This window comes from Comamonas jiangduensis, assembly GCF_030162955.1.
Lineage (GTDB): Bacteria > Pseudomonadota > Gammaproteobacteria > Burkholderiales > Burkholderiaceae_C > Comamonas > Comamonas jiangduensis.
In genome coordinates this window covers 80,324-103,489 of sequence record NZ_JARXOV010000014.1, presented here as the reverse complement: position 1 = coordinate 103,489, position 23,166 = coordinate 80,324, and the positions used below count along the sequence as shown (strand labels likewise).

Here is a 23,166-nt window from a genome sequence, read left to right as displayed (position 1 = left end):
TTTCGGTGCTTGAAAAGAATTTTTAATCTTTTTCATCTTTATCAAGCAGCTGCGCTGCTCAACTAAGACTTGCATTGTACATCACTTTTTGAGTGCCGCAGAATTTTCTGCAAAAACCTTTTCAGCAACTTTCGCAAAACAACTGTCTGCGCTAGCAAGGAGCCGAACTATAGCACCGTTCGGTCATGTTTTTAGAAAAAACCTTTTCAAGACCTGCCATCGAGATGGCAGGTCTTGAGGCAGCGCTTGGCGCTGCCTTGGATAATGGCAACAACATGGCACTTATTACCTTAATAGACGCACAGCTCGCATTCGGGCATGTGGCACTGCTGGATCACACCAGTTTTTCTCTGGAAACCAATGAACGCGTGGGACTGATCGGGCGCAACGGCACCGGCAAGTCTTCGCTGTTGAAAATCTTGGCAGGCATGGCTCATGCGGATGACGGCACTTTGCAAGTGCAGTCTGGCGTTCGTATTGCCTATGTGGCTCAAGAGCCCAACCTCAATCCAGAGCACACTATCTTTGAATCTGCTTCCGAAGGTTTGGCAGAAGTCGCGGCTATCCGCGACCTGTATTTATCAGGGGCGGAAGGCGTGGATCTGGATGCGCTGCAGTCTCGCATTGAAGCGCAAGACGCCTGGAACTGGGAGCAGCGCGTAGAAGAAGCGCTGCAACGCCTGCACTTGAACCCGGAAGCCAAAGTGAGCAGCTTGTCGGGTGGTGTGCGCAAGCGCGTTGCTTTGGCACAGGCCTTGGTGATGCAGCCCGATGTGTTGTTCCTTGACGAGCCTACCAACCATTTGGATTTGGATTCGATTGAGTGGCTGGAAGGTTTGCTCAAGGAATTCAAGGGTTCGATCGTACTGATTACGCACGACCGCTCGTTCCTGGACAACGTAGCCACGCGCATTGTGGAACTGGACCGTGGCCAGTTGATGTCTTACCCCGGCAACTTTGCGGCGTACGTGACCAACAAGGCCGAGCAGTTGGCGCAAGAGGCGGTGATCAACGCCAAAGCCGACAAGCTGTTGGCGCAAGAAGAGGTGTGGATTCGCAAAGGTGTGGAAGCCCGCCGTACCAAGGCCACCGCCCGCATTACGCGACTGCAAGAGTTGCGTGCTGAACACGCTGCCCGCCGCACGGCGCAAGGCAATGTGAAGATGGACGTGAGCAGTGGCGAAAAGAGCGGCAAGCTGGTGTCTGAACTGACCCATGTGAGCAAGACCTTTGGCGACCGCGTGATCGTGGACGACTTCAGCGCCACGATTTTGCGCGGTGACAAGATTGGCTTGCTGGGGCCAAACGGCGCAGGCAAGACCACCTTGCTCAAACTGATCTTGGGCCAACTGCAACCTGACCCAGCACCTGCCAACGCCCCAGCACCCGAGCCCGGCAACAGCCCTTGGGGCACCGTGCGCCAAGGCACCAACATTACCGTGGCCTATTTTGACCAGATGCGCAACGCTCTGGACTTGGATGCCACGCTGGAAGATTTCATCAGCCCCGGCAGTGAGTGGATTGAAATTGGCAACCAGCGCAAGCACGTCAAGAGCTATCTGGGTGACTTCCTGTTCTCGCCCGCCCGTGCGAACTCGCCCGTGCGCAGTTTGTCCGGTGGTGAACGCAACCGCTTGCTGTTAGCCCGTCTGTTTGCCCGCCCGACCAACGTACTGGTGCTGGACGAGCCGACCAACGACCTGGACATTGACACGCTGGAGTTGCTGGAAGACTTGCTGCAAAACTATGACGGCACAGTGTTCTTGGTCAGCCACGACCGTACGTTCTTGGACAACGTGGTCACCAGCACCATTGCTTACGAAGGCAACGGCAAATGGCGCGAGTACGAAGGTGGCGTGCAAGACTGGCTGACCCAGTCCAAGCGTGCCAAGGCCATGCAAGAGCAAGCCGCCAAAAAAGATGCTGGCAAGTCTGCTGCCAAGGCCCCGGTTGCAACGCCAGCGGCTCCTGCCACTGCGCCCGCAGTGCCCAAGCGCAAGCTCAGCTACAAAGAGCAGCGCGAGTTGGAACAGTTACCCGCCCAGATTGAAGCCCTGGAAACCGAGCAAGCCGCAATCCGCAAGGCATTGGAGGACGGTACGCTCTACGCCACAGACAATGCCCGCGCCATGCAATTGCACGCCCGTGATGGTGAGATTGATGCCGCACTGATGCTCGCCTTGGAACGCTGGGAAGCGCTGTCCACCTGATAGCGTGATAGCGATAGACAAAAAAAGGAGCTGCTAGCGCTTGATATGCAATGGTTTCAGATAGAAAACTATTTGAAATCATTGATTCAAGGGCGCTAGCAGCTCCTTTTTTATATACAGGCTTAAATGCGATGGCGCACGTCGGGCGAAGCGCGCAGCTTGGCCAGCAGCGCGGGGGCAATCTGCGTCAAAGGCAGCACCTCATCGGCAGCGCCGTGGGCAATCGCTTCACGCGGCATGCCAAACACGATGCAGCTGGCCTCGTCTTGCACATAGTTGTAGCTGCCGGCGTCTTTCATCTCGCGCATCGCCGCTGCACCATCGGCACCCATGCCGGTGAGCATGACGCCCGTGGCATTGCGGCCCGCAAACTGCGCCACGGATTTGAACAGCACTTCCACCGAAGGCTTGTGGCGATTCACCGGCGGAGCTTGCTCATCCACCACGGCCACATAGTTGGCGCCACTGCGCGAAATCGCAAACTGCTTGCCGCCCGGGGCAATGTAGGCGTGACCGGGCAACAAACGCTCACCATGGCTGGCTTCTTTCACCGTGATCTGGCACAGGCTGTTCAGGCGTGCCGCAAAACTGGTGGTAAAGCCCGGCGGCATGTGCTGGGTGATGACAATCGCCGGCGCATCGGCCGGCATTTGTGTCAACACTTCCCGAATGGCCTCGGTGCCCCCCGTCGAAGCACCAATCGCAATCAGCTTTTCCGTGGACAACTTGCCCAGCAAGGTGGCACTGCTGAGGGCAGGCTTGACCACGGGGGCTGCGCCGTGCTCTACCGCGGCAGGCGCAGGCTTGACCATGCGGTGCACATGCGCCGAAGCAGCGATGCGAATTTTTTCTACGATTTCGGTGGACAACCGGCTCAGTCCATTGGCCACCCCCACGCGGGGCTTGGAGACAAAATCCACCGCCCCCAGCTCCAGCGCGCGCATGGTGATTTCAGCACCGCGCTCGGTCAGGGTGGAGATCATCAGCACCGGCATAGGACGCAGGCGCATGATGCGCCCCAGAAAATCAATGCCGTCCATCTTGGGCATCTCGATGTCCAGCGTGATCACATCTGGATTTTTTTCGCGAATCATCTCGCGCGCGACCAGGGGGTCATTGGCCGTGCCAATGCACTCCATATCCGGCTGACGGTTGATGATTTCGGCGAGCAAACTGCGCACCAGCGCAGAGTCGTCCACCACGATCACACGAGTCTTGCGATTCATTCTTACTGCACCCTCACTCAAAACAAGTCCACGCTGCCGCCCGCGTTGGTCTTGGCCAACTGCGCCGCACTGCCACGTAAACGTTCTTGTTCCACCAAGGCTTCTGGATGCGCATGGGCCAAACGTTTGACCATGGCTTTGCCGGTGGCAGGAAAATAAACGACCTTGCGCGGATAAATATCCAGCACATCTTCCGAAACAATCGGAATCCGCTCGGTCTGCAAATACTGGGTCACGAAATCAGTGTTTCGCTCCCCCACATTCATGGTGGTGAAGTTGGCCATCACCTGGCCCCCTCCAAAAATTTTGGCCTGCATGCTCTCACGCCGCGCGCCCAGCTTGACCATTTCATTGATCAGCATTTCCATCGCAAAGGAGCCATAACGGCCGCTGACATCTGCGCTATCGCCTTCGGGCAGCATAAAGTGGTTCATGCCACCAATGTTCAAGGTGCGATCCCACAGACAGGCTGCAATGCATGAGCCAAGCACCGTGCAGATGACGATGTTTTCCCCTGTGACAAAGTATTCACCGGGCAACACTTTGACCGCGTGGTATTGGAAGTGATGGTCAAAGTAGAAAAAAGAGGCTTCGCCCGGCTTGCGCGGTCGCTTGCGCAGCGCTTCCAACCCTGCCGTGCTCAGACCAGCCTGCAGCGGCTGGCGCGCGGCCCAAGATGCATTGCTGGCACCAAACGGCTGTGTACTCATGGCTGCACCTTTGCAATCCGGGGCTGGGCATGCACGCGGTAATTCAATTTAGACCCGCTCATACACGGTCTTGCCGCGCAAGATAAACAGGTCACGCGATTCGCTGAAGTTTTCTGCATGCCCTACAAACAGCATGCCACCGGGTTTCATCACACGGTGAATCCGCTCTAGGACTTTGCGCTGCGTGGGAGCATCGAAATAAATCATGACGTTGCGGCAAAACACAATGTCAAACGGCTCCTTGAAGGGCCAGTCGTCACGAATCAAATTGACCTGCATGAAATCGATCATGCGGCGCAACTCTGGCTTCACGCGCACCATGCCCGCATTTGAGGCTTTGCCACGCATAAAGAATTTATGTAACCGCTCCTGGCTCAGGCTCTTGACGTTCTCCATCCGGTAGACGCCATTGGAGGCCGTTTGCAGCACCTTGGAATCAATATCACTGGCCGTGAGCTTGAAGTTGGCATTCGGCCCCAGTGCTTCTTGTGCCGTCAGCACAATCGAGTAAGGCTCTTCACCGGTGGAGGCCGCATTGCACCATACGCGCCATGGCGTGCTGGCAGGCTTGCTCTTGAGGTGCTGCGCCAAGATGTCGAAGTGGTGCTGCTCTCTAAAAAACGAGGTCAGGTTGGTAGTCAGGGCGTTGACGAACTCTTGCCACTCACGGGCATCCCCTTGCTTTTCCAGCCAAGTGAGGTAGTCATCAAAACTTTCATAACCGGTCTCCCGCAAGCGGCGCGAGAGACGGCTGTACACCATGGCATGTTTACCATCATGCAAGCTAATGCCCGCATGCTTGTAAATCAACGCTTGTACACGACTGAAATCTGCCGAAGTCCATGTGAACTCGCGGCCCTGCGACATCGGTCCAGAGGCCTGTGCGGTGTCAGTGTGTGGAGCAGTGCGAAGCATGAATAGTGATCACCCAATTGAGGCGCATGGCAAAGCGCTGCCAAAACCTGGCAACCCGCGCCAAGGCAGGCTGCCAGAAACCTAAAACGCAGTGTCGATTACTCGACAGGCGCCACCAGGCCCATATCCACGTTCGACATTTGCTTTTCAATGTCTAGCAAGATCAGCATGCGATCACCCACAGAGCCCAGGCCCAAGATGCAGCCATTGTCAATGGCGCTCTCAATGTCTGGTGCGGGACGGATGGCCTCAGGTGCCAGCTCCATCACATCGCTCACGGAGTCGACCACAATGCCAACCACGCGATTGCGCAAATTCAAGATGATGACCACCGTGAAGCTGTTGTACTCCACGGTTGAGCAGTTGAATTTCAGGCGCATATCCACAATCGGCACGATGGTGCCGCGCAGATTCACCACGCCCTTGATGAACTCCGGCGCATTGGCGATGCGTGTGGGCTGCTCATAGCCACGGATTTCTTGCACCTTCAGGATGTCGATGCCGTATTCCTCATCGCCCAAACGGAAGGTCAAGTATTCGCGGGCACCCGAGGCTTTGCTCCCCGCATTCTTTCCCATGATGCTCATTGCTTTCTCCTAAAGCGGCAGGGCTTTTTCAACACCCTCAAACCACCAAAAACTTTGTTTAACCGCCGCCTGTCTGTCGCTACAGCCACGCGGCCTGCCATTCACTACTCTGCCTCACGCTCAACGCGCGCGGCGCACCAAACTGCTGGTGTCCAAAATCAAAGCCACCGTGCCATCACCCAAAATCGTGGCGCCAGAGACATTCGGTACCTTGCGGTAGTTGCTCTCCAGGTTCTTCACCACCACTTGGTGTTGCCCCAGCAGTTCGTCCACCAGCAGCGCCACGCGGCTGCCGTCAGACTCCACCACCACCATGATGTCGCTGCGCTGGCTGGCTTCTGTACGCGGCACGCCGAACACTTTCTCCAGTTCGATCACAGGCATGTATTCGTCACGCACCTTGACCAGTTGCGAGCCCTGCGTGACGCTGCTGACGTCTGCCGCATTCACCTGGAAGGACTCCACCACCGAAGACAGCGGCAGAATGTAGACCTCTTCGCCGACCCCTACCGACATACCATCCATGATGGCCAACGTCAGCGGCAAGCGAATCGACACCCGCATGCCCACACCTTCCACCGAATCGATCTCTACTGATCCGTTCAGTGCGGCAATGTTCTTGCGCACCACGTCCATGCCCACGCCACGGCCAGACACGTCCGTCACGACATCGGCCGTGGAGAAACCCGGCGCAAAAATCAGCATCCAGACTTCGCTGTCGGGCATGCTGTCAGACACATCCATGCCCCGCTCACGCGCCTTCTTCAGGATTTTTTCGCGGTTCATACCCTTACCGTCATCGCGTACTTCGATCACGATAGAGCCGCCCTGGTGCGAAGCCGCCAGGGTCAAGGTGCCAGTTTCAGACTTGCCAGCCTTGATGCGATCCTCGGGAGACTCAATCCCGTGGTCCAGACTATTGCGCACCAAGTGCGTCAATGGGTCTGTGATCTTTTCGACCAGGCCCTTGTCCAGTTCGGTGGCCTCACCTTGCGTGACCAGGTTGATCTTCTTGTCCAGCTTATTCGCCAGATCACGCAACATGCGCGGGAAACGGCTGAAGACGGTAGACATGGGGATCATGCGGATCGACATCACCGCTTCTTGCAAGTCACGCGTGTTGCGATCCAAATCTGCCAACCCCGCCAGCAATTGCTGGTTGGCAGAAGGATCCAGTGCACGGCTGTTTTGTGCCAGCATGGCCTGAATGATCACCAGCTCACCGGCCAAATTGATCAGTTGGTCCACCTTTTTCACATCCACACGGATGCTGGTGGATTCCATCTGCGCCATGTTCGGGCGGGTGGCGGTTTTGGCAGCCGCAGCCACCGGCTTGATGGAAGGTGCGCCCGGTGCACCGTCGAAAATGCCATAGGCTTCGCCTTCTGGCACGGCAGCAGCAGGGTGTGTCACTTCATCTGCGGAATGCACCTCCGCAGCGGCCTCGGCATTGGCTGCAACTGGTGCAGCAGCGGACACCGGCGTAGCGGCAGCTACCGCATCCTGGGAGCTGATTTGCACCTGCTCTTTCGACACGTGAAACGCCATCAAGTCCAGCAAGTCGTCATCGGTGGAGTGCGTTTGCACCGCGAACAAGCGCGTCTGGGGCTCATCACATGGCAAATCTTCTATGCTACCCAGGCCGGGGATGTCGCGGAACAATTCTTTGACCGCATCCACAGACTCGATCACCTCCAAAGGCCCGATTTTGATGTGCAGGTGGCGCAGACCATTGGGAGCCGCTGGGGCAGGCTGTGGCGCGGCTTGCACCACAGGTGCTGGAGCAGGGGCTGCCACCGCTGGGGCGGGTGCCGGGACGGGGGCCGCAGATGCCGCTGCTTGCGCACCTTCGCCAGCCGCTAACCGGCTGATACGCGCGACCAAATCTGCGGTCGGCAGCACATCGCCTTCGCCCCCCGCCTGGTGGCGGGCCAGCAAGCTGCGTGAAGCATCTGCCGATTCCAGCAAGACATCCACCATCTCCGGGATGGCTTTGATCTCGTGGCGGCGCAAACGATCGAGCAACGACTCCATCTTGTGCGTCAGCTCTGCGACATCCGAAAAACCGAAGGTTGCCGAGCCGCCTTTGATGGAGTGCGCACAACGGAAGATGCCATTGAGCTCTTCATCATTGGCCTCACTCAAGTCCAGGTTCAGCAGCATCTGCTCCATCTGGTCGAGGTTTTCACCAGCTTCTTCAAAGAAGATCTGATAGAACTGGGTCAGGTCGAAGTCCGCTTCCGCTCCGCCTTGATGTGTATCCGCCATGTCGGTTCCTATCTTGTTATTAGCATCCGCTGAACTGTCTTAGCGAATCACCTTCTGCAATACTTCAATCAACCGGTTGGGGTCAAATGGCTTCACCAGCCAGCCAGTCGCCCCTGCCGCGCGACCGGCTTGTTTCATCTGATCGCTGGACTCCGTCGTCAAAATCAAAATGGGCGTGCCTTTGAAACGCGGATGCTCACGCAGACGACGCGTCAGGCCAATCCCATCCAAGCGGGGCATATTCTGGTCTGCCAGCACAAGGTCAATATGCTGTGCCTCAGCCTTTTCCAAAGCGTCCATACCGTCAACGGCTTCAACCACCTTGTAGCCGGCCCCTGTCAATGTGAAAGAGACCATTTTTCGCATGGATGGAGAGTCATCAACAGCGAGGATCGTATGCATGTAAAACTCCAACGGACTTTTAAGTTTTGAGTGTGTGTAAGCGCTTGAGATCAAAACAGTTCAATTGAACCTGCATCCATCTCACTTTGCGTAACGGGGTTGGGGCGATCGGGTTGGAGGGCCATGATGGGGGCATCCAGCTCGTCCTCTTCACGACCCATCGTCTCCGAGGCTAGGCGGAACGCACAGCCCTGTAAAACCTGGGTGGTATGCACAATCAGCTGTGTTGCCATGTCATGGAACTGCAGCTCCGTCACCGCGCTGCGCAATGCGGCGCGCGCCGCATCTACGCCGGGTTCTTCACCAACGCTGTCTCCGGAGAGCAAAACATTGGCTTCGCTGAAGCGCTCCAACAAATTCGTCGTGGCATGATTGAGCAAGCCTTCCAACCTGTGCAAATCCCGCATCACAACCAACAGGGAATCCTGTAATTCAGCCGCAACCATGACAGGAACCTGCACAACAGGCTCTGTAGATGGCGTTTGCGTTGATTGCATTGTTTCTCCAAGATGGGGGCACCCGCAGCATGCTTTTCTGGCACTCACAAACCATTGTTTGGCCTATGGCGTACTCACAAAAGCGCGCGCTCACGGCATGAAGGAATCCACACCCGACAAGTATGTTCCAAGATGTATCCAATGATAGCGCCCAACGGCTCTGATAATCCAGCGCAGAAGCCTTTGCTTTTGCTGCACCTTGAAGATTCCGCTGCCGATCAGCGCTTGGCGCAAATCACGCTGCGCAAAGCGGGCATCATCTGCAACATCTCCTGCACAGATAACTTGCAGGACTTTATCAAGCTCTTGCAATTGCAAAGGTTTGATTTGGTGCTGGCTGACTACCATCTTCTGGGCTTTACCGCGCTCGATGCTTGGGAACGCGCCCGCACGCTGGCGCAATGCCCGCCTTTTGTCTTGCTCTCAGGCGCAATTGGAGAAACCGCGGCCGTTGACGCCATCCGCCAGGGCATCGCCGATTACTTGCTCAAAGACGACATGGCACGCCTGCCCCACGTGCTGCTGCGCGCCCTCGAAGTGCATGAGGCACGGCTGGCCAAAGACCAAGCCATGCAGGAGTTGGAGCGCTCGGAGCGCCAGCTGGCCGAGTTGACAGAGCATCTGCAGCAATCCATCGAGCAAGAACGTGCTGCCATTTCCCGCGAGATCCATGATGACATCGGTGGTTCTTTGACGTCCGTCAAATTTGACCTGTCGTGGATTGACCGAAATGCGACAGAGCCCGAGGTGCAGGAGCACGCCCGGGCAGCCTTGGAAATGCTGCAACACGCTCTGGGCGCCAGCCAACGCATCATGATGAATTTGCGCCCGCCCGTGCTGGACCAGGGGCTGGTGGCTGCAGTGCAATGGCTGGCAGAGAATTTTGAGCGGCGCACGGGCATCGTGGTGCGCATGGATGCGCCCTCTCACATTGAGGTGCCCTCGGAGATACAGGTTGTCGCGTACCGCACTGCCCAGGAAGCACTGACCAATGTCAGCAAGTATGCGCACGCTACGGCTGTACACATTGATATGTCAAACGCCGAGGGACATTTGACACTGGAAGTGCGTGACAACGGGCGTGGCATGGGGGCTGAGCAGCGCCGCAAGCCCAAGGCTTTTGGACTGCGCGGCCTGGCAGAACGGGCACGCACCGTGGGCGGTTGGCTAGACGTGAGCAGCCAGGTCGGAAAAGGCACGAGCATTATTGTTTCCATACCGCTCCCGTAAGATAGCCGCGTGCGCAGGACTGGACATAGCTTCTTCTGCGCACCTTACGTCGCTGAGAAGCTTTCCTAGAGGTGACATATTGATTGATGTTGTGATTTGCGACGACCACGCCGTACTGCGACGGGGCATCCGTGACACGCTGTCCGAAGCGACGGATATCAAGGTACGCGCAGAGGCCGCCGGCTACACCGAGTTGCGAGAAGTGCTACGCGCCACCCCCTGCCACGTGCTGCTGCTGGACATCAACATGCCGGGGCGCAATGGACTGGAAGTGCTGGTGAGCGTGCGCGAGAGCTATCCCGAAATCAAAGTACTGATGGTCTCCATGTACCCAGAAGACCAGTACGCACTGCGCTGCCTCAAGGCCGGCGCCCACGGCTATGCCAACAAAGCAGGCGATCCGCTGCAACTGGTGGAAGCCGTGCGCGTGGTGAGCATGGGGCGCAAATTCCTCACCCCGGAAGTGGCGCAGATGCTGGCCGACAGTTTCTCCCAGCCTGCGCCTGAAGTGCCGCACGAGTCCCTGTCTGAGCGCGAAATGCAAACCCTGCAAAAAATTGCCACCGGCAAGCGCCTGACGGACATTGCCGAGGAGCTGATGCTCAGCCCCAAAACCGTCAGCGTCTACCGCGCCCGCGTACTGGAGAAGCTGCAACTGGGCAATAACGCCGAGTTGACGGTGTACGCCATCCGGAACAATTTGGTCTAAAACCATAGCTGGTAGCGGTTAAAAATAAAGGACTTCAGATGAAAAACATCTTGAAGTCCTTTATTTCCAAGCGCAAGCCGCTCTACTTTTAGCAGTCTTCTAGACGCCAAAAATCGACAGCGTACGGTCAATCATGCTCAAAAAAGGCTGCTCCATCATGGGCAAAGTGGCCGTAATGCCCAGCATGCCCACCGTCAACGTGACCGGAAAGCCCACGGCAAACACGTTCATCTGTGGCGCAATGCGCGCAATCACCCCCATGGTCAGGTTCACAAACAGCAGCAGCGCCATCATGGGCAGGGCAATCCACAGCGCGCTGGAAAACACGGCACTGCCCAGCTCGTGAATGCGCATTTGGGCCACGGCCTGCAAGAACGAACCATCCACCGGAAAAGCATCAAAGCTTTTGATCACCGCCATCAGCACCACCAAGTGGCCGTTCACGACGATAAAAAACAGCGTGAAGATTTGCACCAGAAAGCGCGAAACGGCGCTGAGTTGCGCGCCGCTGGTGGGGTCAAAGAACGACGCAAAGCTCAGCCCCATTTGCAGGCCAATCGCTTCGCCAGCCACCTCCATCACGGCGATGATGAGACGGGCAGAAAAACCAATCGCCAAACCAATGCCCACCTGCTGGATGACGCACGTCAGCGCCTGCGGTGAGTTCACGGCCACCATGGGCTGGTTCAGCACCGCCTGGGCGCACACGGCCACCAAAAAAGCCAGCCCCACCTTGACCCGCATGGGAATGGCTTTTTGCGAAAACACCGGCGCGGCCGTGAACATGGCCAAGGTGCGCAAAAACGGCCAGATGATGGGCGAGAGCCACGCCATCAATTGCTCTTCGGAAATACCGATCACGCCTGCGCCTTCTTTCTGTGTACCTAGCTAGCCGAGCGCATTCGGGATGTTTTCAATCGTGCGGCGGATGAAATCCACCGTCGTACTCAACATCCACGGGCCGGCCACTGCAAACACCAGCACTGCGGCCACCAGCTTGGGCACAAACGACAAGGTGTTTTCATTGATCTGCGTGACGGCCTGAAAAATACTGACCACCAAACCCACCGCCAGTACCGTCAGCAGTACGGGCAGTGAAATCATCAGCAACAAGGTCAGCGCTTCGCGACCGAAGGTCAACACCATTTGGGGCGTCATGACACAAGCCTTTCAGGTCTAGATGGCAAAGCTGGAGGCCAGCGAGCCAATCATCAGGTTCCAGCCATCGGCCAGCACAAACAGCATGATCTTGAACGGCAGCGCCACCAGCACGGGCGAGAGCATCATCATGCCCAGCGACATCAGGATGGACGACACCACCATGTCGATGATCAAAAACGGAATAAAGATCATGAAGCCGATCTGAAACGCCGTTTTCAGCTCACTGATCACAAATGCAGGCACCACCACGCGGAAGGGCGCATCTTCAATCTGGGTACCTGGCTCCAGCTTGGCCAGGCGCGCAAACAGCGCGTAATCGGTTTGCCTTGTTTGGCGCACCATGAACTCACGCATAGGCACTTCGGCTTTTTTGACCGCCTCTTCAAACTGCATGGTGTTCTTGGTGTACGGCAAGTAAGCCTCTTCGTACACCCGGTCCAGCGTCGGCCCCATCACGAACAAGGTCAAAAACAGCGACAGACCAATGATCACCTGGTTGGGCGGCGAAGACTGCGTACCCAGCGCCTGGCGCAGCAGGCTCAGCACAATCACGATGCGGGTAAAGCCCGTCATCATCAACAAAATGGCGGGCAAAAACGACAAGGCCGTAAAGAACAGCAATGTCTGAATGGGCACGGAAAAACTATTCCCGCCGCTGCCCGATCCCACCAGGATCGGCAAGCTGGGCGCAGCGGTTTGCGCCAGGGCTGCGGGCATCCAGCAAAAAGCCGCCAAAGCGGCGGCTGCTGCGGCCCAAGGGGCCTTCGTGGCAAAAAAGCCGAATCGCATGTGTGCTCTCATGATTGCGGAGCTTGCACGCCCTCTTGGGCTTGCGCCATGGCACCTGCAAAACTCACAGGCGCGGGCTGCTGCGCAGCAGCTTGCCCCAGAACGTGCAAACAATGAATGCTTTGGGCCGTAACGCCCAGTACCAGGCAAGTTTTTTGTGCGCCATGCCCCACTTCCACCGTCACCACGCGCTGGCCCGGCCCCACGGCCACCGATGCCAACACCTGCGCGCTGGTGCCCGTGACATTGCGCCCCGCTTGCTGACGCTGCTGCCAGCGCTTGAGCAACCAGGGCAGGCAGGCCAAAGCGCCGATCATGACGAGCAGCACCAGCAGCGAGGAGGTAAAGCCGGTGTTATCCACGGCTGACGCGGCGCAGGCGCTCCGAAGGTGTCACCACGTCGGTCAAGCGGATACCGAACTTATCGTTCACCACCACCACCTCACCTTGCGCAATCAGATAGCCATTGACCAGCACGTCCATAGGCTCGCCAGCCAAGGCGTCCAGCTCCACCACAGAGCCTTGCGCCAGTTGCAAGATGTATTTGATAGGCACCTTGGTGCGGCCCAACTCCACCGACAACTGCACGGGAATGTCGAGCACCATATTGATGTCGTTCACTGGCACCTCAGTGCCCGACGTCCCATTGTTGTAGGCAGGGTTGCCGCTCAAGGGGCCGCCTTGCTCTGCATCCAACGCTGCTTGTGCATCGTCGGTCTGCTTTTGCTCATCCAGCGCTTCGGCCCAATCCGAGAAGGGATCATCACCTGGGATGCTGCCGTTGTTGTTTGGGTCAGTTGCCATTCTTCTCTCCGGTCCAATTTCCATCCACACCGCGCAAACATTGCTCGATGCGCACGGCATATTTGTTGTTGTGCGTGCCGTACTGGCACTCAAAAATTGGCACACCGCCAATCGATGCACGAATCCGTGGCTGGCGGTCTAGCTCGATAAAGTCGCCAGGCTTCATGGCCAGCAGCTGCTCCACCGTAGCTTCGGCGCGCGCCAGCTCAGCCACCAGCGTCACTTCTGCCGATTGAATTTCTCGCGTCAGCACCTTCACCCAGCGGCGGTCCACTTCCATGGAGTCGCCTTGAGTGGACGAGTACAAGATATCGCGGATGGGCTCCATCGTGGCGTAGGGCATGCACACATGGATAGAGCCCGACACATCGCCAATTTCCAGCTGAAATGCGGTAGACACAACAATTTCACTGGGGGTGGCGATGTTGGCAAACTGCGGCTGCATTTCCGAGCGCTGGTAAGCCAGCTCCAGCGGGTAAATGCCGTGCCACGCTTTTTTGTATTCCTCGCTGATCACATCGACCAGACGATTGATCACGCGTTGCTCAGTGGCAGAAAAATCACGGCCTTCGATACGCGTTTGCAAACGGCCTGCGCCACCGTACAAGGTATCGATGATGCCGAACACCAGCGAAGGCTCGCACACGATCAGACCATTGCCGCGCAAAGGGCGAATGGCAACGATGTTGAAGTTGGTGGGCACGGCCAGCCGCCGCAGGAAGGCGCTGTAGCGCTGCACACTCACTGTACCCACCGAAACTTCAGGGCTGCGGCGAATGAAGTTAAACAGACCAATACGGAAATTGCGGGCAAATCGCTCGTTCACAATTTCCATGGTGGGCATACGCCCCCGGACAATACGTTCTTGGCTCGAAATGTCGTAATTGCGAACCGAACTCTCGTCAACGTCTTCAATATCCGATTTCTGGCGCTCGCCCGTCACCCCCTCCAAAAGGGCGTCGACTTCCTCTTGTGACAGGAAAGAATCACTCATGCCGTTGCTCCTCGCGCTTACTGAATAATGAAGCTGGAGAACAGCACACGGCGAACCGGGCTACTACGGCGGCGAGGACGGTCATCCTCTGGCTCTGCAGCGTCTGCGCGCGCAGAACTAGCGCCCAGCGGGCGGGTCACTTCGCGCAAAATATCTGCAGCTAGCTTTTCCTTGCCTTCGCGCAGCAGCAACTCATCGGCCGTGCGTTGCGACACCAGCATCAAGACACCGTTGCGGATGCTGGGCATGTACTGCTTGACCAGCGTGCTCGTGGCCTCGTCTTGCAGCTCTAAAGTGATGCCAATTTGCGCAAAACGGTCACCGCCCGGGTCGGCCAGATTCACCACCATATTCTCCAGTGGCAGGAAAGTGGGAACCAAGGTGGCAGTTTTGGCGGGGGCATCCTCACCGTACACGTCCCCCTGCGACTTGTTTGTCATCACCAGCAAGACCGCCGCTACCGCGACAACGAGCAAGGCGACCAAAGCGCCGATGACTATCAATTTCTTGCTCTTGGCTGGCGCCGGAGCGGCGGCAGAATTGGTTGCGGCCACGTTGTATTCCTTGATGGATAAAGAAAGTTGGCAAACCAACCTTGAACTGAAACTGCGCTAAGCGCTCGCACGTAACACGTGCTTATAGGCAGATTATTTCTTGAAAGCCAGAAATCATAGCCAGAATAAAAGGCGCAAATATCCAGCAAATCAATCGTCTGAGCCTGTCACTCGCTTTCTCTGCTTCGCAAAGGGCCCTGCAAAACGGGGTTAAGCGTACAAATCCAGGCCTTGTGTGCGCTGTGAACGCGCTGCAGGCAACTCCGGCACCACTGGGACTGCCACCTGCATCTGCTGCACCGGCGAAGCCTCCCAAGGATTGCGCGAACCTTGCTGGGGCGATCCATTACCGCCTTGCCCCTGGCCGTCAGCTTGCACCGAGACACCCGCCAGTTGCACGCCCTGCTGCTCTAGCATTTCGCGCAGCTGCGTCAAGCTGGCATCCAACAATTCACGTGTTTGCGCCTGGTCCGCCCGGAAGGTGACATGGGCTTCATTGCCGCGCACCGATACTTGAACCCGTACAGGCTGCCCATCTTTTTCCAACACAACTTCCGCGCGCTGACTCTTCCCTTGCAGCCAAAAGCGCATATCTTCCACTGGCGCTTCCGCTTGGGGATCCAGCATCGCATCTTGCGCAGACTGCGCCTCTTGCACTGCGGCCTCTGTCAAGCGGGTACCGCTACCCTGCCCAGCCGATAGCCACTCTGCCGTATTGGCAGCACTTTTTGCGCTTTCGCTGCGCTCGGCAGCTTGGGGCCGAGCCCCTGCGCTGGCGGCAGCCCACTGTTCGACCTGCCCCATCAAGCGCTGCAACGCAGGATTGACAGGCATTTGCGAGTCTTCCAGTTTCCAAGCACCGTGCAATGCCACGCGACCTTGTGCATCCGCATCTGTAGACAAGCCCTCTGATACGGTCTGCGCCACCGCGTCTGCGATGTCCGTCGCTTCTGCCAGCACGGCGGAAGCGACTGCCACAGCAGCAGATGCCCCGGTCTGCACGGGCGCAGCCACCACCGACTGCACACCCGCAGCAACGGTCGCTATACGCTGCCCCACAGCCACATCAGGCTGCGCCCCCGTGATCAAACCGCCCGCAGTGGCCCACAACAAGCCTGCATCTTGTTTGGCCTGCAAAAAGCTGCCATCTTGCAAGGCCGCATCGGCATCCAATTTGTCCAATTGCTGGGTTTGGCCCACCAAACTCTCCAAGCTTAACCCCAAAGGCAAGGATTGCAGCGCATCGGTCAACAGGGCTGCATCCGGCGGCACCGCCAGGTCGATGGCCTGCGCCCCGAAGGAGGTGGCACTTGTGCCTGCCTCAGCACCTTGCAAGCCTTGCAGCAACTGCGAAAACACAGGCACTGACTTCTGGCCTTCTGTTACCTCTTTGGCTTTGTCTATTTTTTCTGGGGTTTGCGGCTTGGGCGACTTGGTCGCTGTGGGTGCAATAGCTTGCTTCATATCCATGGTTAGGCCTCCTGGAACTGCAAACCAAAAGTTCGCCCAATGAACTGCAGCGCCGCGCGCTCATCGGTTTGTTTCTGTTCACGGCGCATTTGCGCCAGCGCGATATCACGGCGACGCGTTTCGACCACTTTGTTCAAGCTGGTCAAACGCAGCTCGGTCGCCATCAAGGCTTTTTGTGCTGCCTCCAAGCGAATGGCTTGATCGGCCATCACCTTGACTTGCAGATCCATCGCATGCTGCAAGCGATCCATGAACTGCCGGTGATGCAGCATCACTTCCGGCTTCATGGTGGCCCCTTCGCTGGCTCCCCAGCGCTGCTGCATCTCAAGGGCATAGCTTTGCAACTGCTCCATCTGGGACTTGGCCGCGTCATGGGCACGCTGACGCTCACGAAGCGCATTGCGCGCTTCATCGCGTTTACGTACTGCCATATCAATGGCGATCATCAATGCATTGAGCGACGACATTCCACATCCCTCTGGTTATCAATTTTGCGGATTCAACACCGCAGCCATCTGCGCCAGGCTCTCTTCCATCGAAGCAGACTCAAACATCGTCTGCTGCAGAAAACTCGCCATCGCGGGCTGCAAACGGATCGCCTCATCCACCTGCGGATCAGAGCCGCTGACGTAAGCTCCTACTTGTATCAAATCCTTGCTTTTTTGATAGCGCGAATAAACGGCTCTAAACCGTCTAGCTAACTCGAAGTGCTCTTGCGGGACCACGTTGTGCATCACCCGCGAAGCGGATTGCTCCACATCAATTGCGGGGTAATGCCCCTGCTCCGCCAATGCACGCGACAACACGTAGTGCCCATCCAAAATCGCACGTGATGCGTCGGCAATCGGATCTTGCTGGTCATCACCTTCTGACAGCACCGTATAAAAAGCCGTGATCGAGCCCACCCCGTTCAAGCCATTGCCGCTGCGCTCTACCAGGGCAGGCAATTTGGCAAAACACGATGGCGGGTAGCCCTTGGTGGCGGGAGGCTCACCAATCGCCAGCGCAATTTCACGCTGGGCTTGTGCATAGCGGGTGAGCGAATCCATGAGCAGTAGCACATGCTTGCCTTTGTCTCGAAAATGCTCGGCAATCGCGGTGGCATAGCTGGCGCCTTGCATGCGCAGCAAAGGCGGCGCATCCGCAGGGGCCGCCACCACCACCGCCCGCGAACGGTCTTGGGCACCCAAGATGTCTTCCACGAACTCTTTCACTTCGCGGCCACGCTCGCCAATCAGCCCCACCACGATCACATCGGCCTTGGTGTAGCGCGCCATCATGCCCAGCAGCACCGACTTACCCACACCCGAACCCGCAAACAGCCCCAGGCGTTGACCACGGCCCACGGTCAGCAAGCTGTTGATCGCACGCACACCCGTATCCAAGCTCTCGCGCACAGGTGCGCGCTCCATGGCGTTGATGGGCTCGCGGTCCAGCGGCTCGGCCACCACGTTGTGCAATGCGCCTGCATGATCCAGCGGAATCCCTTGCGAGTTCACCACCCGCCCCAGCAAACCATCCCCCATCGGCAAACGCAGCATGCCTGTTGCCAGCGTTGGCGCTTCGGTATCCCCCCAACGCAGGGGCGGTGCAAACGGCTCTGCCGGTGTAACCGTAGCGCCGCACGACAAGCCTTGAATATCGCCCGCAGGCATCAAAAATGCCCTGTCGCCCGCAAACCCCACCACTTCGGCCAAGACAGGCTCTGCACCCGGCATTTGCAAATGGCATTGCGAACCCACGGGCACACGCAGCCCGCTGGCTTCCAGCACCAGCCCCGTCAAACGGGTCAAGGTTCCGTGGCTGTGCAAAGGCAAAGGCTGATTCACACGCTCGCGCCCTACGCGCAGCATCGCTTTCAGGGGTGCAATCGGTGCATCTATCTGCGCTTGATCAGTTGCCATACGAAGCACCCTCATACCAGGTAGACACCAGACCCAACGCTGCTACCGCACGCTGCCAGCGGCGCTCCAGGCTGCCATCAATGTGCGCGCCCTGGCTCTCTACCATGCAGCCACCCGCTGCCACGCTGGGGTCGGCCAGCCATTCCACCTTGGGGTTGGGCAGCGCAGCGCGCAAATGCGCTTCCAAGTTTTTAAAGTCTTCGGGGTTTAACCGCACCAGTGCAGGCTTGGTTTCTGCACCCAGCATGTCCAGTGCTTCTGCCACCACAGGCTGCAAAGCCTGCGGGTTGCAGCGCAACTCTTGGCGCACCACTTGCCGGGCAATATCGCAGGCCAGCTGCAACAGATCCGGCGCCATTTGCTGCTGCAAACCTTGCAAACCTGTTTGCGCCGCGTGCAGCACTTCGCTCAAACGCTGCGCGGTTTCACGTCCCAGATTGTTCTGGTAGTCCGCCATGCGCGCTTGCCACTCTTGGGCGGCCTGCTGCTGACCTTGCTCCAGACCTTGCTGGTACGCCTCTTGGCGCGCTTGCTCCAGTTGCTGCTGCAACACCTCTTCGGAATAAGAAGGCGCAGCAGGCTCCACCTCCTCGGCCTGCACAACTTCGTCAGGTGCCTCTTCTGCAGCGGCGGGCTGCGACTGAGCCTCCACCTCTGGCACAGGGGGCAACAATGCAGGGTCCAGCGTCATCTCCGGCATGGCCGTAAAGCCATGGAGCGTGCCGCTGCGCACACCACCAAAGTGCCATTGCCGCACATGCTGGTGGTCGATTTCTTCGCTGGGAATAAAACGGGTCATGTTCGCCTACTCGTACGCTGGATGTGTGCCTTAGACAAAACTGTCTTCTGGGCCACCACCCAGCGTGATCTGGTTCTCGTCGGCCAGGCGACGCACCACCTTGAGGATTTCCTTTTGCTGCGTTTCGACTTCGGACAAACGCATAGGGCCACGCGCTTCCAAGTCTTCGCGCAGTGCTGCGGCAGCGCGCATGGACATATTCGCCAGAATCTTGTCGCGCACTTCCATGGAGCCACCCTTGAGCGCCACGATCAGCGTCTCGGAAGCCACCTCGCGCAGCACCAGCTGCAGCGAACGGTCGTCCAGCTTGACCAGGTCGTCAAACACAAACATCTTGTCCATGATCTTCTGGGCCAAGTCCGCGTCGTAATTGCGGATCGTGTCCAGCACGGCCACATCGGCATTGCCGCCCAGCAAGTTGATCATTTCGGCCGCCGTCTTCACGCCACCCAGTGAGGTCTTGCGAATCTTGTCGCCACCGGCCAACACCTTGTAGAGCACTTCATTCAAGTCTTTCAGTGCTGAAGGCTGGATACCTTCCAGGGTCGCCACACGCAGCACCACTTCACTGCGCAAGCGCTCTGGCAGCTGCATCAGCACAGCCGCCGCCTGATCGAACTCCAGGTGCACCAAAATGGCCGCCACGATCTGTGGGTGCTCATTGCGCAGCAATTCGGCCACCGACACCGGATCCATCCACTTCAGACTTTCAATGCCTGAAACATCGCCACCTTGCAAAATGCGGTCGAGCAGCAGCGCCGCCTTGTCATCACCCAGCGCACGGCGCAGCACCGACTTCACATAGTCGCTGGCATCTTCCACCAGCAGGCTTTGTGCAGCGCAGTCATCGGTGAAGCGCGCAATCACAAAGTCCACTTTTTCTTTGGACACCCCGCGCATACGCGCAATGGTTTCGCCCAGCTTTTGCACTTCTTTGGGCGACAGGTGCTTGAACACCTCAGCCGCCTCTTCCTCACCCAAGGACATCAGCAAAATGGCGGCGTCGTTCAGACCTCGATCATCCATAACAAACTCTTTGTATTCTGTGAATAGTTAGTGCGTGGGGAGCAGTGCTTAGTGGCTCTCGCCATTGACCCAAGTCTTGACAATATTGGCCACCGCAATCGGGTTTTGCTTCGCCAGCGCACGGGCTTGCTCCAAGCGCAACTGCTCAGGGCTAGGCTCACCGGGCTTGAGCGGTGCCGCCAAAGCAGGGCGCTCCAGCTCTTCGGCTTCCAGCAGATCCAGTTGTTGCGCCAACTCCTTCTTCTTGCGCGCCTTGAGAATGGGGCGCACCACGCCAAACATCAAAATCAAGGCAGCCAGCACCAAGCCCACCGGCCACATGATGGTCTTGATCAGCTCAATGGTTTCAGGCTGCTGCCACACCGGCAGATCAGACGCCAAACGCGCTTCTTGCTGGAACGGCGTATTCATCAAATTCACCGAGTCACCACGTTCCGCGTTAAAGCCAATCGTCTCGCGCACCAGGGCCAGCATTTGCGCTTGCTGTGCAGCCGTCATGGCTTGCGGCGAGACAGCGGCACCAGGCTCCGCAGGAGTGCCGGGCAAGTAATTCACCACCACCGCAGCGGTCATGCGCTTGATAGAGCCCGTGCTGTTGCGTGTTACGCGCACCGTCTTGTCCACTTCGTAGTTGGTCACCGACTCACGCTTGCTGCCAGGAATGGCCAAGATGTTGGTGTTTTGACCGTTGGCTGCCTGCAAAGGCTGCGCTTGGCCATTGATGGGCGCCGCCGCAGTCTGGGGGGGCTGATTGCTCACCGCACCAGGCACGCCGGTAGGTGGAACCGGCTCTTTTTCACCGGTCGCTTCCAGCACTTGCTGGCTACGAATTGCGCTAGGTGCCTGACCTTGGTTCGGCGCGTGCAGCTCAGAAGTCGACTCGGTGCGCGAAAAATCCACCTCGGCGGTCACCTGGGCCTTCACATTGCCCTTGCCTACCACCGGCTCCAAAATGTCCAAAATACGCTGGGTGTACTGCTTTTCCAGCTGCTGCTGGTACATCAGCTGCTGCAGGTTCACAGGACTGTCTTCGGGGTTCGTGGTTTGCGACAACAGCTTGCCCGAATCGTCCACCACGCTCACTGCACCCGGCAGCATTTCAGGCACGCTGGAAGAGATCAGGTGCACGATGCCCGCAATCTGCGTGCGATCCAGCAAACGGCCGGGGTACAACGTCAGCAACACCGAAGCCGAAGGCTTTTGCTGCTCGCGGAAAAAACCGTTCTGGTTCGGAAGCGCCAAGTGCACGCGGGCGTTTTGCACCGCGGACAGCCCCAGGATGGAGCGTGTCAACTCCCCCTCCAAGGCGCGCTGGTAATTCACTCGCTCTTGAAACTGCGTAATACCAAACTTGCTGGCCTCCATGATTTCAAAGCCAGACACCGCCCCCTTGGGCAAGCCCTGCGTCGCCAGCTTCAAACGCACATCATGGATGCGATCTGCAGGAATCATGATCGCGCCACCACCTTCGGTGTACTTGTAGGGCACGTTCATGGAAGCCAACTGCGAGACGATTGCGCCGCCATCTTTGTCGCTCAGGTTGCTGAAAAGCACGCGGTAGTCAGGCTGGCGGCTGAACATCATGGCCGCAATCACCCCTGCCACCACCAAAGCGCCCACAGCACCAATCAATATGCGTTGATTGCGGTCGAGACCTGCCAGCCGCTGCTGCCAATTGGCAGGGCTTGCGGCGGGAGGACTTGGTTCAACAGGAATTTCAGCAACTGCGGACATGTTCTTTTCCAAATGGGGAGCTTGGGCCCGACACGGAGCCCAACGTGATGCCGATTATTCAAACTTCCCGCTCGGGCGTTCCCCAGATAAAGCCGCCGTTTCCCCATTTATTTACCCAGATGGATAGTTTGCAATTGCCTACGATTGCACCCATCGAACCAATAACGAGTTCAAGGAAACAACATCATGGACCTTCGCCTTCATAGCGCCACTTCTCCGTTGACCACCATGTCCAGCGATATGGCACAACGCTTGACCAAGCCTGTGCAAAAGTCCGAAGCCGAAGGCCATGGCTTCAGCTCTGCCCTGGAGAACGCATTGCGCTCCGTCAGCGCTTCGCAGAATCACTCTTCCCACTTGCAAAAAGAAGTGCAACTGGAGAACCCATCGGTCAGCCTGGAAGAAACCATGGTTGCCATGCAAAAAGCCCAAATCGGCTTCCAAGCTACTTTGCATGTACGCAACCGCCTGGTGCAGGCCTACACCGATGTCATGAACATGCAGGTCTGAGCACCTGCTTGTGTGTGGTCGGTAGCTCCTCTACCAGCCACTCGAACGCTCACCCTTCAAAAAAACCTTTGATGACCGCACCCTTCGGGTTGCGGTCTTTTTTTGCACCTGCAACCCAACACCCCTCGTGACCACTCCACTCTTAACCATCAATTAAGTGAGCTACTAGCGCTTATAAATCAACGGCTTCATGTTGTTTGTGCGATGAAATCCTTATTTCTTAATCGCTACCAGCTATCAATTTTCAAATAACTAGCCAGTTCACGATGGCGCATAAAAAAAGCCCATCGGCCTTTTAACCGATGGGCTTTGCCAAACCTTGGAGGATTTGTGCAATCGCTAATTAATGTAGCGCAGAGCTGGCTAATGTAGCGCAGAGCTGGCTGGCACGCGACCCATATGCTCCAGTGTCGCAAGCCAAGGCTCGGCCAGCACGCGCAGCTGCGCATCGTTGCGCAAAATGCTTTGCATGATGCGCGTCTTTTCCTTGCGCTGCTCGCGCGTCAGTTCCGCACCTTGGGACTGCAAGCGCAGCTCATTGATCAGCACCGAACAAGTGTTTTCAAAGCGCGTCACACCATCCCAATCGCTTTGCTTGGCAGACTCCAGCATGCGTTGACTGGCTTCTTCAATGGCGCGGTAGAAATCAATCAGATCTGATCGCACG

At 57.5% G+C, this 23,166-nt stretch carries 25 protein-coding genes; 4 read left to right on the top strand and 21 right to left on the bottom strand.

Annotation, left to right across the window (positions count from 1 at the left end; translation table 11 throughout):
* The first annotated feature begins 275 nt into the window (after positions 1-275).
* Positions 276-2,210 (top strand): ATP-binding cassette domain-containing protein, encoded by a 1,935-nt coding sequence (locus tag QEP12_RS12040; protein WP_284214400.1) that lies wholly within the window; start codon positions 276-278, stop codon positions 2,208-2,210.
* Positions 2,211-2,332: 122 nt separating this feature from the next.
* Here the strand turns inward: QEP12_RS12040 and QEP12_RS12035 are convergent, their stop codons facing one another.
* From QEP12_RS12035 to QEP12_RS12005, 7 genes are all read right to left on the bottom strand, one after another.
* Complete coding sequence (locus QEP12_RS12035; RefSeq protein ID WP_284214399.1) at positions 2,333-3,436, bottom strand: protein-glutamate methylesterase/protein-glutamine glutaminase; 1,104 nt, start codon at positions 3,434-3,436, stop codon at positions 2,333-2,335.
* Between the two features lie 17 nt (positions 3,437-3,453).
* Positions 3,454-4,092: a chemoreceptor glutamine deamidase CheD gene (gene cheD, locus QEP12_RS12030; RefSeq protein ID WP_376747661.1), complete on the bottom strand. Its 639-nt coding sequence runs from the start codon at positions 4,090-4,092 to the stop codon at positions 3,454-3,456.
* A gap of 102 nt (positions 4,093-4,194) precedes the next feature.
* The gene (locus tag QEP12_RS12025; RefSeq protein ID WP_246253922.1) at positions 4,195-5,061 is read right to left on the bottom strand and encodes a CheR family methyltransferase; all 867 of its coding nucleotides are present in this window, start codon (positions 5,059-5,061) and stop codon (positions 4,195-4,197) included.
* Between the two features lie 98 nt (positions 5,062-5,159).
* Positions 5,160-5,648 (bottom strand): chemotaxis protein CheW, encoded by a 489-nt coding sequence (locus tag QEP12_RS12020; RefSeq protein ID WP_174862276.1) that lies wholly within the window; start codon positions 5,646-5,648, stop codon positions 5,160-5,162.
* 120 nt (positions 5,649-5,768) lie between these two features.
* Entirely contained in the window at positions 5,769-7,916 is a 2,148-nt protein-coding gene (locus tag QEP12_RS12015; RefSeq protein WP_284214398.1) for a chemotaxis protein CheW, read from the bottom strand.
* 39 nt (positions 7,917-7,955) lie between these two features.
* Positions 7,956-8,318: a response regulator gene (locus QEP12_RS12010; protein WP_219163624.1), complete on the bottom strand. Its 363-nt coding sequence runs from the start codon at positions 8,316-8,318 to the stop codon at positions 7,956-7,958.
* 50 nt (positions 8,319-8,368) lie between these two features.
* On the bottom strand, positions 8,369-8,815 hold the full coding sequence (locus tag QEP12_RS12005) for a hypothetical protein (protein WP_174862275.1): 447 nt from the start codon (positions 8,813-8,815) through the stop codon (positions 8,369-8,371).
* 141 nt (positions 8,816-8,956) lie between these two features.
* On the opposite strand from QEP12_RS12005, the gene QEP12_RS12000 reads away from it, so the two are divergent.
* Positions 8,957-10,045 (top strand): hybrid sensor histidine kinase/response regulator, encoded by a 1,089-nt coding sequence (locus tag QEP12_RS12000; RefSeq protein ID WP_174862288.1) that lies wholly within the window; start codon positions 8,957-8,959, stop codon positions 10,043-10,045.
* Positions 10,046-10,124: 79 nt separating this feature from the next.
* On the top strand, positions 10,125-10,754 hold the full coding sequence (locus QEP12_RS11995) for a response regulator (protein WP_284214396.1): 630 nt from the start codon (positions 10,125-10,127) through the stop codon (positions 10,752-10,754).
* 99 nt (positions 10,755-10,853) lie between these two features.
* Here the strand turns inward: QEP12_RS11995 and fliR are convergent, their stop codons facing one another.
* The 13 genes from fliR to fliF form a co-directional block, all read right to left on the bottom strand.
* Positions 10,854-11,615 carry a flagellar biosynthetic protein FliR gene (gene fliR / locus QEP12_RS11990; protein ID WP_284214395.1) on the bottom strand — a complete coding sequence of 254 codons (762 nt, stop codon included), beginning with the start codon at positions 11,613-11,615 and terminating at the stop codon, positions 10,854-10,856.
* Positions 11,616-11,642: 27 nt separating this feature from the next.
* Positions 11,643-11,912 (bottom strand): flagellar biosynthesis protein FliQ, encoded by a 270-nt coding sequence (fliQ, locus tag QEP12_RS11985; RefSeq protein ID WP_219163619.1) that lies wholly within the window; start codon positions 11,910-11,912, stop codon positions 11,643-11,645.
* An 18-nt stretch (positions 11,913-11,930) separates the two neighbouring features.
* Positions 11,931-12,704: a flagellar type III secretion system pore protein FliP gene (fliP, locus tag QEP12_RS11980; protein WP_370892292.1), complete on the bottom strand. Its 774-nt coding sequence runs from the start codon at positions 12,702-12,704 to the stop codon at positions 11,931-11,933.
* 8 nt (positions 12,705-12,712) lie between these two features.
* Positions 12,713-13,021: a FliO/MopB family protein gene (locus QEP12_RS11975; protein ID WP_174862273.1), complete on the bottom strand. Its 309-nt coding sequence runs from the start codon at positions 13,019-13,021 to the stop codon at positions 12,713-12,715.
* 37 nt (positions 13,022-13,058) lie between these two features.
* On the bottom strand, positions 13,059-13,508 hold the full coding sequence (gene fliN / locus QEP12_RS11970; protein ID WP_284214394.1) for a flagellar motor switch protein FliN: 450 nt from the start codon (positions 13,506-13,508) through the stop codon (positions 13,059-13,061).
* Complete coding sequence (gene fliM / locus QEP12_RS11965) at positions 13,498-14,502, bottom strand: flagellar motor switch protein FliM (protein ID WP_174862272.1); 1,005 nt, start codon at positions 14,500-14,502, stop codon at positions 13,498-13,500. The genes fliN and fliM overlap by 11 nt, the downstream gene beginning before the upstream one ends.
* Before the next feature lie 17 nt (positions 14,503-14,519).
* A complete protein-coding gene (locus QEP12_RS11960; RefSeq protein ID WP_174862271.1) occupies positions 14,520-15,056 on the bottom strand; it encodes a flagellar basal body-associated FliL family protein in 537 nt (178 codons plus the stop codon).
* A gap of 210 nt (positions 15,057-15,266) precedes the next feature.
* Positions 15,267-16,526 (bottom strand): flagellar hook-length control protein FliK, encoded by a 1,260-nt coding sequence (locus tag QEP12_RS11955; RefSeq protein ID WP_174862270.1) that lies wholly within the window; start codon positions 16,524-16,526, stop codon positions 15,267-15,269.
* A 2-nt stretch (positions 16,527-16,528) separates the two neighbouring features.
* Positions 16,529-16,993 (bottom strand): flagellar export protein FliJ, encoded by a 465-nt coding sequence (gene fliJ / locus QEP12_RS11950; protein ID WP_174862269.1) that lies wholly within the window; start codon positions 16,991-16,993, stop codon positions 16,529-16,531.
* Between the two features lie 18 nt (positions 16,994-17,011).
* Positions 17,012-18,379 (bottom strand): flagellar protein export ATPase FliI, encoded by a 1,368-nt coding sequence (gene fliI, locus QEP12_RS11945; RefSeq protein WP_284214401.1) that lies wholly within the window; start codon positions 18,377-18,379, stop codon positions 17,012-17,014.
* A gap of 40 nt (positions 18,380-18,419) precedes the next feature.
* A complete protein-coding gene (locus QEP12_RS11940; RefSeq protein ID WP_284214393.1) occupies positions 18,420-19,229 on the bottom strand; it encodes a FliH/SctL family protein in 810 nt (269 codons plus the stop codon).
* A 30-nt stretch (positions 19,230-19,259) separates the two neighbouring features.
* Positions 19,260-20,255 (bottom strand): flagellar motor switch protein FliG, encoded by a 996-nt coding sequence (gene fliG, locus QEP12_RS11935; RefSeq protein WP_219163611.1) that lies wholly within the window; start codon positions 20,253-20,255, stop codon positions 19,260-19,262.
* 48 nt (positions 20,256-20,303) lie between these two features.
* Positions 20,304-21,989, bottom strand: coding sequence for a flagellar basal-body MS-ring/collar protein FliF (gene fliF, locus QEP12_RS11930; RefSeq protein WP_284214392.1), 1,686 nt, complete (start codon positions 21,987-21,989; stop codon positions 20,304-20,306).
* Positions 21,990-22,175: 186 nt separating this feature from the next.
* Between fliF and fliE the strand changes: the two genes are divergently transcribed.
* A complete protein-coding gene (fliE, locus tag QEP12_RS11925; RefSeq protein ID WP_174862267.1) occupies positions 22,176-22,499 on the top strand; it encodes a flagellar hook-basal body complex protein FliE in 324 nt (107 codons plus the stop codon).
* Between the two features lie 363 nt (positions 22,500-22,862).
* Here the strand turns inward: fliE and QEP12_RS11920 are convergent, their stop codons facing one another.
* Positions 22,863-23,165, bottom strand: a complete 303-nt coding sequence (locus QEP12_RS11920) for a flagellar protein FliT (protein WP_174862266.1) — start codon at positions 23,163-23,165, stop codon at positions 22,863-22,865.
* Position 23,166: the final 1 nt, after the last annotated feature.

Bases quoted from the DNA above. Each gene is read 5' to 3' on its own strand.
- fliN (WP_284214394.1), bottom strand. From the start codon at position 13,508: ATGGCAACTGACCCAAACAACAACGGCAGCATCCCAGGTGATGATCCC.
- QEP12_RS12010 (WP_219163624.1), bottom strand. From the start codon at position 8,318: ATGCATACGATCCTCGCTGTTGATGACTCTCCATCCATGCGAAAAATG.
- QEP12_RS12005 (WP_174862275.1), bottom strand. From the start codon at position 8,815: ATGCAATCAACGCAAACGCCATCTACAGAGCCTGTTGTGCAGGTTCCT.
- QEP12_RS11975 (WP_174862273.1), bottom strand. From the start codon at position 13,021: ATGATCGGCGCTTTGGCCTGCCTGCCCTGGTTGCTCAAGCGCTGGCAG.
- QEP12_RS11940 (WP_284214393.1), bottom strand. From the start codon at position 19,229: ATGACCCGTTTTATTCCCAGCGAAGAAATCGACCACCAGCATGTGCGG.
- QEP12_RS11955 (WP_174862270.1), bottom strand. From the start codon at position 16,526: ATGGATATGAAGCAAGCTATTGCACCCACAGCGACCAAGTCGCCCAAG.
- fliI (WP_284214401.1), bottom strand. From the start codon at position 18,379: ATGCTGCGCGTAGGGCGCGAGCGTGTGAATCAGCCTTTGCCTTTGCAC.
- QEP12_RS12040 (WP_284214400.1), top strand. From the start codon at position 276: ATGGCACTTATTACCTTAATAGACGCACAGCTCGCATTCGGGCATGTG.
- fliM (WP_174862272.1), bottom strand. From the start codon at position 14,502: ATGAGTGATTCTTTCCTGTCACAAGAGGAAGTCGACGCCCTTTTGGAG.
- fliF (WP_284214392.1), bottom strand. From the start codon at position 21,989: ATGTCCGCAGTTGCTGAAATTCCTGTTGAACCAAGTCCTCCCGCCGCA.
- fliJ (WP_174862269.1), bottom strand. From the start codon at position 16,993: ATGTCGTCGCTCAATGCATTGATGATCGCCATTGATATGGCAGTACGT.
- QEP12_RS12020 (WP_174862276.1), bottom strand. From the start codon at position 5,648: ATGAGCATCATGGGAAAGAATGCGGGGAGCAAAGCCTCGGGTGCCCGC.
- fliG (WP_219163611.1), bottom strand. From the start codon at position 20,255: ATGGATGATCGAGGTCTGAACGACGCCGCCATTTTGCTGATGTCCTTG.
- QEP12_RS12025 (WP_246253922.1), bottom strand. From the start codon at position 5,061: ATGCTTCGCACTGCTCCACACACTGACACCGCACAGGCCTCTGGACCG.
- QEP12_RS12000 (WP_174862288.1), top strand. From the start codon at position 8,957: ATGATAGCGCCCAACGGCTCTGATAATCCAGCGCAGAAGCCTTTGCTT.
- QEP12_RS12015 (WP_284214398.1), bottom strand. From the start codon at position 7,916: ATGGCGGATACACATCAAGGCGGAGCGGAAGCGGACTTCGACCTGACC.
- fliQ (WP_219163619.1), bottom strand. From the start codon at position 11,912: ATGACGCCCCAAATGGTGTTGACCTTCGGTCGCGAAGCGCTGACCTTG.
- QEP12_RS12035 (WP_284214399.1), bottom strand. From the start codon at position 3,436: ATGAATCGCAAGACTCGTGTGATCGTGGTGGACGACTCTGCGCTGGTG.
- fliE (WP_174862267.1), top strand. From the start codon at position 22,176: ATGGACCTTCGCCTTCATAGCGCCACTTCTCCGTTGACCACCATGTCC.
- fliP (WP_370892292.1), bottom strand. From the start codon at position 12,704: ATGCGATTCGGCTTTTTTGCCACGAAGGCCCCTTGGGCCGCAGCAGCC.